The following is an 11,976-nucleotide window of genomic DNA, read 5'->3' on the forward strand; positions in this document are numbered from 1 at the left end:
GCCCACATGACCCCACAGCAACAGCTTGAACTCGAAGCCGCCGCGTTCCGGCGCCTGGTCGACCATTTGCAGAAACGCACCGACGTGCAGAACATCGACCTGATGAACCTGTCCGGCTTCTGCCGCAACTGCCTGTCCAAGTGGTACAAGGCTGCGGCTGACGAGCGTGAGCTCGACCTGAGCCTGGATGACGCCCGCGAAGCGGTGTACGGCATGCCTTATGCCCAGTGGAAAGCCCAATACCAGAAAGAAGCCAGCGCCGAGCAGCAAGCGGCGTTCGAAAAAGGAAAACCTCGTGACTGATCTAGATACCCTGCGCGCCAGCCTGGCCAGCGGCCAACATGCCTTTGCCGACACCCTGGCGTTCATTGCCGAGCACTACAGCTATCAGCCGCAGGCGTTCAACAATGGTGGTGTCGAGAATGCCGCCGGGCAGAACGAAGGTTCGTGCAAAACCTTGGGCCTGGCAGTGCTTGAAGGGCTGAGCGATCAGGAAGCGTTGCTGGCTTTCGGCGAGCACTACCGGGATGTGCTGGCCACGCCTGAGGGCAGTGACCATGGCAATATCCGGGCGCTGATCAAGCACGGCCTGGCCGGTGTGACGTTCGCTGCGCCGCCACTGTCGCGCAAGGCTTGAGATTGCCGGGGCTGCTTTGCAGCCCATCGCCGGCAAGCCAGCCCCGACACAGGCCTTGAAGGCACCGCTGTCGAAATGGGAGCTGGCGTGCCAGCGATGAGGCCAGTACGGTGTGAAATTACAGCTCGACGCAGTCGAACTTCACATCGGTGGCTACGTCTTCGTCGTAGTTGACGTCAGCGCGCTCAAAGCCGAACAGGTTGAGGAACTGCTTCTTGTAACCGGCGTAGTCGGTCAGCTGGAACAGGTTCTCGGTGGTCACCTGTGGCCACATGGCCTTGCAGGCATCCTGCACATCGTCGCGCAGTTCCCAGTCGTCCAGGCGCAGGCGGGCCTTCTCGTCCACTTCGGCCGGGGCGCCATCGGCACGGTACATGCGGTCGCGGAACATGCGGTCCAGTTGGTCCTGGGTACCCTCGTGCACACCCTTTTCCTGCATGATCTTGAAGACCATCGACAGGTACAGCGGCATCACCGGAATGGCCGAGCTGGCCTGGGTCACCACCGACTTCAACACCGCCACGTTGGCGCCGCCTTTCACTTCAGCGGCCAGCTTCTTGTCCAGGCGCAGCGCGGTTTCATCCAGGTCCTGCTTGGCCTGGCCCAGGGCGCCGTGCCAGTAGATTGGCCAGGTGATCTCGGTGCCGATGTAGCTGAAGGCCACGGTACGCGCACCCTCGGCCAGTACGTCGGCGCCCGCCAGGGCGTCGATCCACAGTTGCCAGTCCTGGCCACCCATGACGGTAACGGTGTCGGCGATTTCCTGCTCGGTGGCCGGCTCGATGCTGGCCTCGATGATGGTGTCCTTGTTGGTGTCGATGGCAGTCGACTTGTACGGCTGGCCGATCGGCTTGAGTGCCGAGCGGATCACTTCACCGGTCTGCGGCAGCTTGCGCACCGGCGAGGCCAGCGAGTAAATGACCAGGTCGACCTTGCCACCCATTTCGTTCTTGATCAGCTCGATGACCTTGGCGCGGGCTTCGTCGGAGAAGGCGTCACCGTTGATCGACTTGCTGTACAGGCCCTCGGCCTTGGCGAACTTGTCGAAAGCCGCAGCGTTATACCAGCCAGCGGTGCCGGCCTTGGTTTCGGTGCCTGGCTTTTCGAAGAATACGCCCAGGGTGTCAGCCTTGAAGCCGAACGCTGCAGTAATGCGTGCTGCCAGGCCATAGCCACTGGAAGCACCGATGACCAGGACCTTCTTCGGACCATCCTCGCGCACGCCCAGCTTGCGGGTGGCTTCGATCTGGTCACGGACGTTGAGCTCGCAGCCCTTCGGGTGAGTCGTGGTGCAGATGAAACCGCGAACCTTAGGATGAATGATGGCCAATGTCTGTACCTCGTCAGGTTTATGCTGGGGAAGCGCCACATGGGCGTTTCCTGTTGATCAGAGGGTGAGACTACCCCCGCAGGTTATCCGACACATATTACGGGGTGATCCGGGCGATGCAAAACCGGGGTGGACCGCTGCGCGGCCATTCATTTGCTTTTCACATCAATCTCAAAGAAAAACAAACTTAACAAATGAGCCCAGGGCACCGATGCTTGAAGCCTTACGCCCACCGCACGGAGAACAACAATATGAACGACGTGGTCATCGTCGCCGCAACCCGTACCGCCATTGGCAGCTTCCAGGGTGCCCTGGCCAGCGTGCCTGCGGTTGACCTCGGCGCCGCCGTGATCAAGCGCCTGCTGGAGCAGACCGGGCTGGACCCGGCGCAGGTCGACGAAGTCATCCTCGGCCAGGTGCTGACCGCCGGCGCCGGGCAGAACCCGGCGCGCCAGGCCGCGATCAAGGCCGGCCTGCCCTTCAGCGTACCGGCGCTGACCCTGAACAAGGTCTGCGGCTCGGGCCTTAAAGCCCTGCACCTGGCGGCCCAGGCCATCCGCTGCGGTGACGCCGAGGTGGTGATTGCCGGTGGCCAGGAGAACATGAGCCTGGCCCCCTATGTGATGCCCTCGGCCCGCACCGGCCAGCGCATGGGCCATGGCCAGCTGATCGACAGCATGATCACCGATGGCCTGTGGGATGCCTTCAACGACTACCACATGGGCATCACTGCCGAAAATCTGGTGGACGAGTACGGCCTCAGCCGTGAACAGCAGGATGCCTTTGCCGCCGAGTCGCAACGCAAGGCACTCGCTGCCATCGAGGCCGGCCGCTTCGATGCGGAGATCACCCCTGTGGTGCTGCCGCAGAAGAAGGGCGAGCCGAAAGTGTTCGCCCGTGATGAGCAGCCGCGCCCGGACACCACTGCCGAGTCGCTGGGCAAGCTGCGCGCAGCGTTCAAGAAAGACGGTAGCGTCACCGCTGGCAATGCCTCCAGCCTGAACGACGGCGCTGCCGCCGTACTGCTGATGAGCGCCACCAAAGCCGAGGCCCTGGGCCTGCCGGTGCTGGCGAAGATCGCCGCTTATGCCAGTGCCGGGGTAGACCCGGCGATCATGGGCATCGGCCCGGTTGCGGCGACGCGGCGCTGCCTGGACAAGGCCGGCTGGCAGCTGAGCGAACTGGACCTGATCGAAGCCAACGAAGCCTTTGCTGCACAGGCACTGGCCGTGGGCAAGGCGCTGGAGTGGGATGCGGCACGGGTCAATGTGAACGGTGGGGCGATTGCCCTGGGCCACCCGATTGGTGCGTCCGGCTGCCGGGTGTTGGTGACCTTGTTGCACGAGATGATCAAGCGCGATGCCCACAAAGGCCTGGCGACCTTGTGCATTGGCGGTGGCCAAGGTGTTGCACTGGCTATCGAACGTTGAGCGGCGTTTGAGTTGAACAGGCCGGCACAAGCAGCAGATGATCAAGCCGCGACTCGGTACTGCTCCAGCGAGGCGGCCAGCGCAGCCACTTCGCGGCACTTCCTCACAGCCACCTCTACGGTGCCATGCGCCAACGAACAGGCCGGCGCCAGCCACAGCCGCGCCCCCAGGCGCTCATGGGCGTCTTGCAACAGCCCCAGGGCATTGTCCGACTCGCAAGGCGCGCCATCGCGGCCATCAACCAGGCCCAGCGACAGCACTTTATAGGCCGGCAGGCGGTCAAGGATGGCCTGGTACTGTGCGGGCGCCTGCACCAGATCGATGTGCAGGCCATCGACTGGCAGGTTGGCGGCCAGGCCAAGGTTGCCATCCAGGCCACCGGCGTACGTGGCAATCAACTTCTTCAATGGTGCACGCTGCAGGATGTTGTAGACGCGTTCGAAGGCGTTTTTCCAGTCCTGTGGCAGGTCGTGGGCGAGGATCGGTTCGTCGATCTGGACCCATTCGGCGCCCAGCGCAGCCAAGCGGTTGAGGGCCTGATCATACAAGGGCAGCAGGCGATCGAGCAGTTCCAGCTTGTCGAAGTCGGCGTTGCGGGCCTGGCCCTGCCACAGGTAGGTCAACGGGCCAATCACGACAGGCTTGATGGCATGGCCCAGCGCGTTGGCATGCTCCACCTCTTTGAACAAGGGTTCCCAGTTGAGGGCAAACGGCTGGTCATCGGTACCCGGCAGCTGGCCACATTGGCCGGTTTCGCCGACGGGCAGCAGTTCGATACCGGCGTCTATCTGCACTTGCCAGTGGCGGGCCCGCAGTTCGCGGTCGCCGCCAATGTGTGGAAAGCCCAGGTTGTGTGCCAGTGCCATGTGTCGCCCCTCAGCATGCTCAAATTGATGAGGGGATTTTCCAGTGGATCGTGGTGTTGAGACAAACTCATAAAATTTGAGATGAACCCAAGAAATTCTCATGATCCCGAATGCGCAGAAGTCGCCCCATGTCTTGTTCAGAGCACCAGCGTGCGCATCCGGACATGACCTCCTGCGCCTTCTGCCGCACAATGCCACCCTGACCACACCAGGTGCCCGGCCTCATGAGCCTGCTGAAAACCGCGCTGCGTGAACACCATTTCGTCTGTGTCATGGAGTTTGTGCCCAAAGCCTCTGCAGAACGCTTCGCTGCGATGCAAGCGATCATGGACCGTGCGCAGCTGTGCGGCTGGCCAATGACCGTGGCCATCGGCGACCGCGTCGGCAGCCCGCTGGACATGTCGCCGCTGGACGCCCTGGCCTCGTTCGACCGCCCGGTGCCGGCCCTGCCGCATTTCTCCGGCAAGGACCGCGAACGCCACCACTTGCTCGCACAATTGCAGCGCATGGAGGCGGCCGGCCTCGACCAGTTGCTGCTGCTGACCGGTGACCGTTTGCCTGGGCATGAACCCGGCCAGCGCCCGGTGCGCTACCTGGAGTCGGTGGCCGCGCTGCAGATTGCCCGCCAGGCCTGCCCGCACTGGTTGCTGGGCGCGGCGCTGAACCCATTCAAGTACCACGAGGAAGAAGGCGGCGCGCAGTACTTCAAGGCCGAGAAAAAACTGGCTGCGGGGGCCGACTTCCTCACCTTGCAACTGGGCTTCGACGCAGCCAAACACCAGGAAGCCATGCACTGGATGCGCCGCCAGGCCGCGCCCAAACCCATGCTGGCCTGCCTGATGAGCCTCACCCATGGCCGTGCAGCGATGCTCGACCACGTCGCCGGCGTGACCGTTACCCCCTCCATGCGCGAGATGCTCGAGGCGGAAACGGCGCAGTCCAAGGCTTTTGCCCAGTCGCGCAGCGTTGACCGCCTTGCCTTGCAGATCATCGGAACGAAGCTGATGGGTTACGCGGGCGTGCACCTGTCGGGCATTCATGACCTGAAGCAGCTGCTTGCCCTTGAAGCGCGACTGGCGTACTGGCAAACGCACGTCCACACCCTGGAGCAATGGGCGCCCGCCTGGCAAGCCAGTTGGCAAATGCCGGGGCTGCCGGCAGTCACCTTCCATCCCCCCCAGGCCAACTGGCGCCAGGGCGAATCAAGGGTCGATGCCTCGTTCAAGGAAAAAGCCCGCTACCACCTGATGCATGGCATGCATGGGCTGCTGTTCAGCCGCCGCAACAGCCTGAGCAAGGCGTTTGGCTGGGCGGTGCGCCAGCCACTGTGGACCACCCGCCTTGGCGCACAGGTGCTGCACACCCTGGAGCGCAGTGTTAAGCGCCCGTTGGTTGGCTGTGATACCTGCGGCCGCTGCCGCCTGGAAGACACCTTGTACACCTGCCCGGAAACCTGCCCCAAGGGCCTGGCCAATGGCCCCTGTGGGGGCACCGCGCTCAACCGCTGCGAGTTCGGCGACCGCGAGTGCATCCACAGCATCAAGTACCGCACGGCCAAGGCCGTGGGGCAAACCGCCGTGCTGAGGGAGCGGCTGATCCCCTGCATCGAGGAGCAAACGCGCCACCTCAGCTCGTGGCCGCAGTGGTTCGCGCCACCCACACCACGCCGGGTCAGCCCTCAGCCAGCGCCTCGAACCCAGCCCGAATCGTAGCCTCGGGCAGGTCATCGGCAATGAAGACCATCACGCTTTCGCGGGTTTCGCCTTCGGCCCACTCGGCGTCCCAGTCGAAGCCATACAGCTTGAGTACACCCTGAAACACCAGCTTGCGGTCCTCGCCGGCAATGTTCAGCACGCCCTTGTAACGCAGCAGCTGCTTGCCATGGGTTTCCAGCAGGTCGTTCATGAAGCCGCTGAGGCGGTCGATATCCAGCTCGGCTTCGGTACGCAGCACCAAGGTGCCGATACGGTCGGGGGTGGCTGGCTTGAGCACCGGGCGCAGCGAGGGTTTCAGGTTTGCGCCCAGGTCGGGGTTGAGGTTGAAGCCGCGCACGTCCAGCAACTCTGCCAGGTCGATGCAACCGTGCTCGACCACTCGGATCGCCGCCCGCCCGTTGATACGGGCCAGGCGTTCGCGCAGGGCCTGGACCGCAGCCGGCTCGACGAGGTCGGTCTTGCTCAGCAACAGGCGATCGGCAAAGCCAACCTGGGCCTGGGCGATGGTCTGGGTCAAATGCAACTCGGCATGCTTGGCATCGACCAGGGTGATGATGCCGTCGAGGATGTAGCGCTCGCGCAGTTCCTCGTCGATGAAGAAGGTTTGCGCCACCGGCGCCGGGTCGGCCAGGCCGGTGCATTCGATCACCAGGCGGTCGAAGGCGATTTCGCCGGCATCCAGGCGCTCGAGCAGCAGGTACAAGGCGCGGGTCAGGTCACCGTGAATGCTGCAGCACACACAGCCGTTGGCCAGGGTCATCACCTGCACCGGCTGGTCGCCCAGCAACTGGCTGTCGATGCCGGCGTCACTGAATTCGTTTTCGATCACCGCCAGCTTCAGACCATGCTCGGCCTTGAGCATGTGTTTGAGCAAGGTGGTCTTACCGGCACCGAGGAAGCCGGTGAGGATGGTTACGGGAATGGGCGTCTGCACGCAGAACATCTCCTGTGCGGAAAAAACACTGGCCCGATCGCCGGCAAGCCAGCTCCCACAGGTACCGCGCAAACCTTGACGCCTGGGCAGTACCTGAAAGAGCGCCCCAAAGGCACCGCACAAACCTGGAGGTCTGTGAGTGCCTGTGGGAGCTGGCTTGCCAGCGATGAGGCCGGTACAGGTTAACGCTTGAGGCTCAACAGCACTTGGGCCCGGACTTGCCGCCATAACGTGCTTCCTGACGTTCGCGGAAGAACTGCTCATACGTCATGACCGGCTTGTCCGGGTGTGTCTTGTGCATGTGCTCGACATAGTTGTCGTAGTCGGGCATGCCGACCATCAGGCGGGCGGCCTGCCCCAGGTACTTACCCAGTCGACCCAGGTCGTTGAACATGACAGCGGTCCTCTCAAGCGTCAGGCAGTGCCTGGAACGGGGTTTCCTTGTCGCTGCGTTCTTTGCGGCCGAGGGCGGCGTAGCCGACCTTGATGGCAAAGAACAGCACACTGAACACCACCAGCAGGAACAGAATGGTCAGGCCGGCGTTGGTATAGGCGTTGAAGATCACGTGTTGCATCTGCCCGATGTCCTTGGCCGGGGCCAGAACCTGGCCGGCGTCCAGGGCGGTGCTGTATTTCTTGGCCAGGGCCAGGAAACCTACAGCCGGGTTCGGGTCGAACAGCTTGATCAGGCCCGCCGCCGTGGTGCAGATCAGCAGCCAGGCCGCCGGCAGCAGGGTGACCCAGATGTAGCGCTCGCGCTTCATCTTGATCAGGACCACGGTGCCCAGCATCAGGGCAATACCCGCCAGCATCTGGTTGGAGATACCGAACAGCGGCCACAGGGTGTTGATGCCGCCCAGCGGGTCGATCACGCCCTGGTACAGCAGGTAACCCCACAACGCTACACAACCGCCGGTGGCCAGCAGGTTGGCACCCCACGACTCGGTGCGTTTCAGGGCTGGTACGAAGCTGCCCAGCAGGTCTTGCAGCATGAAGCGCCCGGCACGGGTACCGGCGTCGACCGCGGTGAGGATGAACAGCGCCTCGAACAGGATCGCGAAGTGGTACCAGAACGCCATGGTGTTTTCACCCGGCAGCACCTGGTGCAGGATTTGCGCGATACCTACCGCCAGCGTGGGTGCACCCCCGGCACGGGCCAGGATGGTGTGCTCGCCAATGTCGCGGGCCACCGCCTCCAGTTGTTCGGGCGTAATCAGGAAGCCCCAGCTGCTCACGGTCTGCGCGACCGACGCCACATCGGCGCCGACCACGGCTGCCGGGCTGTTCATGGCGAAGTACACACCTGGTTCGATCACCGACGCAGCCACCATGGCCATGATGGCCACGAACGACTCCATCAGCATGCCGCCATAGCCGATGTAGCGGGCGTTGGTTTCGTTATCCAGCAGCTTGGGCGTAGTGCCCGAGGAGATCAGCGCGTGGAAGCCAGACACCGCACCACAGGCAATGGTGATGAACAGGAACGGGAACAGGGTGCCCTTCCATACAGGGCCCGTGCCATCGGTGAACTGTGTCAGCGCCGGCATTTTCAGCTCGGGCATGGTCACCAGGATGCCGATGGCCAGGGCGATGATGGTACCGATCTTGAGGAAGGTCGACAGGTAGTCGCGCGGCGCCAGCACCAGCCACACCGGCAGCACCGCAGCCACGAAACCGTAACCGACCAGCATCCAGGTGATCTGCACGCCGGTGAAGGTGAACGCCGGGCCCCATACCGGATCGGCCGCAATCTGGCCCCCCAGCCAGATCGAGGCCAACAGCAGCACCACGCCGATGATCGAGATTTCACCAATGTGGCCCGGGCGGATGTAGCGCATGTAAATGCCCATGAACATCGCGATCGGGATGGTCGCCATTACCGTGAACATGCCCCATGGGCTTTCGGCCAGGGCCTTGACCACGATCAGCGCCAGCACCGCCAGGATGATGATCATGATCAGGAAGCAGCCGAACAGGGCGATGGTGCCCGGAATGCGGCCCATTTCCTCGCGCACCATGTCGCCCAGCGAGCGGCCATTGCGGCGGGTAGACAGGAACAGGACCATGAAGTCCTGCACTGCACCGGCCAGCACCACACCGGCAATCAGCCACAGCGTGCCGGGCAGGTAGCCCATTTGCGCGGCGAGCACCGGGCCCACCAGTGGGCCGGCGCCGGCGATGGCGGCGAAGTGGTGGCCGAACAGAATGTGTTTGTTGGTCGGAACGTAGTCCAGGCCGTCGTTGTTGAGCACCGCCGGGGTGGCACGGCGCGGGTCGAGTTGCATCACTTTGGTGGCGATGAACAGGCTGTAGTAGCGATAGGCGACCAGGTAGATGGCCACTGCCGCGACCACGATCCACAAGGCATTGATCGCCTCACCGCGACGCAGGGCAACGACACCCAGCGCGCAGGCCCCTATGACTGCCAGCGCCAGCCACGGTATGTGGCGTAGCAGGCTATTATTGTTGTTCATGGTTAGCTTCCAGCTGTTGGATTGGAAAGACCGCCCACCGAGTCTAGGGCGAGTCAGGCGGCATTGCCACACTTGCTTTGGTCTAGAGCCTCTGCGGCCAGATTGCAGTACCTGATGCACAAACCCTTCATCACCCTGATCAGGATGCCACCCGAGGGCCTTACCCATGAGCGATCACGACGAACGTAGGCGTTTCCAGCGAATCTGCTTCGACGCCCCTACCGAACTTCACCAAGGCTCCCGATGCTGGTCGCCCAAGCTGCTGGACATTTCGCTCAAGGGGCTGCTGGTGGAACGCCCGCAGCAATGGGATGCCGACCTGAGCCAGAACTTCGACGCAATCATCACGCTGGACGAGCAAACGCAGGTGACCATGCAGGTCGAACTGCGCCACGAGGAACCGGCCCGGCTTGGTTTCATCTGCCTGTACATCGATGTCGAATCGATGACCCATCTGCACCGTCTTGTGGAATTGAACCTGGGTGACGGCACCAGAATGATGCGTGAGCTGCGCGAATTGATCGAAGAATGAAATCTCTTAGCTAGCTAAGGGCCTTCCCACTTTGTGTTTCCTGTCTACTCAGACAGCTTTAGGGCTGGGTAGCAGGACTTTGTACACACGCCTCTAGTACAGCTTTAGACAAGTTGGTACGGCTCATGCATTGGGTTTTAACACACCCTGATGCCGCACTTGTGCGCGCTCCGATCAAAATATTGTATACAATTCTTGTGGCAATCAATCACGGGAAGTGTCTACAGTAGCGCCACAACAATAAACAGAGAGCCTGCTCCATGACTACGTCCCCTAGCACGTCTCCCGCTCAACGCCCCGAGGACGAAAACCTCGGGCTGGGCGCCAACCTGGCCTATGGTCTGCAACACGTGTTGACCATGTACGGGGGGATCGTCGCGGTGCCCCTGATCCTGGGGCAGGCCGCTGGCCTGAACGGTGGCGAAATCGGCATGCTGATCGCCGCCTCGCTGTTTGCCGGTGGCCTGGCCACCCTGCTGCAGACGTTGGGTCTGCCGTTCTTCGGCTGCCAGCTACCGCTGGTGCAGGGCGTGTCGTTCGCCGGCGTGGCGACCATGGGCGCCATTCTCAGCAGCGAAGGTGGCGGTGGCTTGCCGGGGGTGCTCGGTGCGGTCATGGCGGCATCACTGATCGGCTTTCTGATCACCCCGGTGTTCTCACGCATTACCAAGTTCTTCCCGCCCTTGGTGACCGGTATCGTCATCACCACCATCGGCCTGACCCTGATGCCGGTCGCCGCGCGCTGGGTAATGGGCGGCAACAGCGCTTCGCCCGAGTTCGGCAGCGTGGCCAATATCGGCCTGGCGGCGCTGACCTTTGCCATTGTGCTGCTGCTGAGCAAACTGGGTAGCGCGAGCATCTCGCGGCTGTCGATCCTGCTGGCCATGGTGGTCGGCACTTTGATCGCCTGGGCGCTGGGCATGGCCGACTTCAGCAAGGTCACCGAAGGCCCGATGTTCGCCTTCCCCACGCCGTTCCATTTCGGCATGCCCGAGTTTCACATCGCGGCCATCCTGTCGATGTGCATCGTCATCATGGTGACCCTGGTGGAAACCTCGGCCGACATCCTTGCCGTGGGCGAGATCATCGATACCAAGGTCGACTCCAAGCGCCTGGGCAACGGCCTGCGTGCCGACATGGCGTCGAGCATTCTGGCGCCGATCTTCGGCTCGTTCACGCAAAGCGCATTCGCCCAGAACGTCGGCCTGGTGGCCGTTACCGGCGTGAAGAGCCGTTATGTGGTGGCTACCGGTGGCCTGATCCTGGTGGTTCTCGGCCTGCTGCCGATCATGGGCCGGGTCATTGCCGCCGTCCCTACCCCGGTACTGGGCGGTGCAGGCATCGTGCTGTTCGGCACCGTGGCGGCCAGTGGTATCCGCACCTTGTCCAAGGTCAGCTACAAGAACAACGTGAACCTGATCATCGTCGCGGCCTCGCTGGGCTTCGGCATGATCCCGATTGCCGCGCCGACCTTCTACCACCACTTCCCGAACTGGTTCGAGACCATCTTCCACTCGGGCATCAGCTCGGCGGCGATCATGGCCATCCTGCTGAACCTGATCTTCAACCACTTCACCACCGGCAACTCGGAAAACCAGTCGGTGTTCGCTGCGGCCTACGAGCGCACCATCCAGTATTCGGACATTTCCGCACTGCGCGATGGCGACTACTTCAAGGATGGCAAGTTGTTCGATGCCGAGGGTAACGAGGTGCCGATGCTGGAGCTGGACGAGCATGGCAATGAAACGGTCAGACGCCCTGCGGCGGTGGCCGAGCATTGAGGGTTGCCTGAGCGGTGAGGTGGGGGGGGGGGCCGATGCGCATCATCGGCCCCCTTTTTCGTTTGCCTGTGCTGACCCTGTCGCCGGCAAGCCAGCGCCCACAGGGATCGCATCAGGGCTCACGGGTGTTTGCCACAAGATGGGCAGAACCTGTGGGAGATTCTATGGTTTCTGGCAAGGGTAGCCGCAGCATCTTCAGCGCCTGTGAGATCGAGCGCCGCCCGCGCGGCGCAATCGCGAGCTGCGCTCGCTCCTACGTTTGTTTCGGGCCAGTAAC

Annotated in this window: 11 protein-coding genes; 6 read left to right on the forward strand and 5 right to left on the reverse strand. The window is 62.8% G+C overall.

Features of this window, described 5'->3' with window-relative positions; genetic code table 11:
* Positions 1-6 precede the first annotated feature (6 nt).
* Positions 7-303, forward strand: coding sequence for a DUF1244 domain-containing protein (locus tag DMX12_RS24485; protein ID WP_009682662.1), 297 nt, complete (start codon positions 7-9; stop codon positions 301-303).
* Entirely contained in the window at positions 296-637 is a 342-nt protein-coding gene (locus DMX12_RS24490; RefSeq protein WP_009682661.1) for a HopJ type III effector protein, read from the forward strand. Before DMX12_RS24485 ends, DMX12_RS24490 begins: the two co-directional genes overlap by 8 nt.
* A 118-nt stretch (positions 638-755) precedes the next feature.
* Here DMX12_RS24490 and fabV read toward each other — a convergent pair whose 3' ends face one another.
* A complete protein-coding gene (gene fabV, locus DMX12_RS24495; protein WP_029886896.1) occupies positions 756-1,967 on the reverse strand; it encodes an enoyl-ACP reductase FabV in 1,212 nt (403 codons plus the stop codon).
* Between the two features lie 251 nt (positions 1,968-2,218).
* Here fabV and DMX12_RS24500 point away from each other — a divergent pair, with 251 nt between their 5' ends.
* The gene (locus DMX12_RS24500) at positions 2,219-3,397 is read left to right on the forward strand and encodes an acetyl-CoA C-acetyltransferase (RefSeq protein ID WP_009682659.1); all 1,179 of its coding nucleotides are present in this window, start codon (positions 2,219-2,221) and stop codon (positions 3,395-3,397) included.
* Between the two features lie 41 nt (positions 3,398-3,438).
* On the opposite strand, the gene DMX12_RS24505 is transcribed toward DMX12_RS24500, so the two are convergent.
* Positions 3,439-4,263: a 5-methyltetrahydropteroyltriglutamate--homocysteine methyltransferase gene (locus DMX12_RS24505; RefSeq protein WP_110679687.1), complete on the reverse strand. Its 825-nt coding sequence runs from the start codon at positions 4,261-4,263 to the stop codon at positions 3,439-3,441.
* Positions 4,264-4,487: 224 nt separating this feature from the next.
* On the opposite strand from DMX12_RS24505, the gene DMX12_RS24510 reads away from it, so the two are divergent.
* Positions 4,488-5,975, forward strand: coding sequence for a methylenetetrahydrofolate reductase C-terminal domain-containing protein (locus DMX12_RS24510; RefSeq protein WP_110679688.1), 1,488 nt, complete (start codon positions 4,488-4,490; stop codon positions 5,973-5,975).
* Here the strand turns inward: DMX12_RS24510 and yjiA are convergent.
* The 3 genes from yjiA to DMX12_RS24525 form a co-directional block, all read right to left on the reverse strand.
* Positions 5,935-6,912 (reverse strand): GTPase, encoded by a 978-nt coding sequence (gene yjiA / locus DMX12_RS24515; RefSeq protein WP_110679689.1) that lies wholly within the window; start codon positions 6,910-6,912, stop codon positions 5,935-5,937. The two genes, DMX12_RS24510 and yjiA, sit on opposite strands and share 41 nt — an antisense overlap.
* A gap of 196 nt (positions 6,913-7,108) precedes the next feature.
* Positions 7,109-7,306: a YbdD/YjiX family protein gene (locus DMX12_RS24520; RefSeq protein ID WP_009682654.1), complete on the reverse strand. Its 198-nt coding sequence runs from the start codon at positions 7,304-7,306 to the stop codon at positions 7,109-7,111.
* Positions 7,307-7,319: 13 nt separating this feature from the next.
* Positions 7,320-9,386, reverse strand: coding sequence for a carbon starvation CstA family protein (locus tag DMX12_RS24525; RefSeq protein WP_009682653.1), 2,067 nt, complete (start codon positions 9,384-9,386; stop codon positions 7,320-7,322).
* A gap of 166 nt (positions 9,387-9,552) precedes the next feature.
* Here DMX12_RS24525 and DMX12_RS24530 point away from each other — a divergent pair, with 166 nt between their 5' ends.
* Together DMX12_RS24530 and DMX12_RS24535 are read left to right on the forward strand one after the other, a co-directional pair.
* On the forward strand, positions 9,553-9,918 hold the full coding sequence (locus tag DMX12_RS24530) for a PilZ domain-containing protein (protein ID WP_110679690.1): 366 nt from the start codon (positions 9,553-9,555) through the stop codon (positions 9,916-9,918).
* Positions 9,919-10,178: 260 nt separating this feature from the next.
* Positions 10,179-11,699 carry a nucleobase:cation symporter-2 family protein gene (locus DMX12_RS24535; protein WP_054906235.1) on the forward strand — a complete coding sequence of 507 codons (1,521 nt, stop codon included), beginning with the start codon at positions 10,179-10,181 and terminating at the stop codon, positions 11,697-11,699.
* Positions 11,700-11,976 lie beyond the last annotated feature (277 nt).

Origin of the sequence: Pseudomonas sp. MB-090624 (assembly GCF_003205245.1) — a bacterium.
GTDB classification, from domain to species: Bacteria; Pseudomonadota; Gammaproteobacteria; order Pseudomonadales; family Pseudomonadaceae; genus Aquipseudomonas; species Aquipseudomonas juntendi.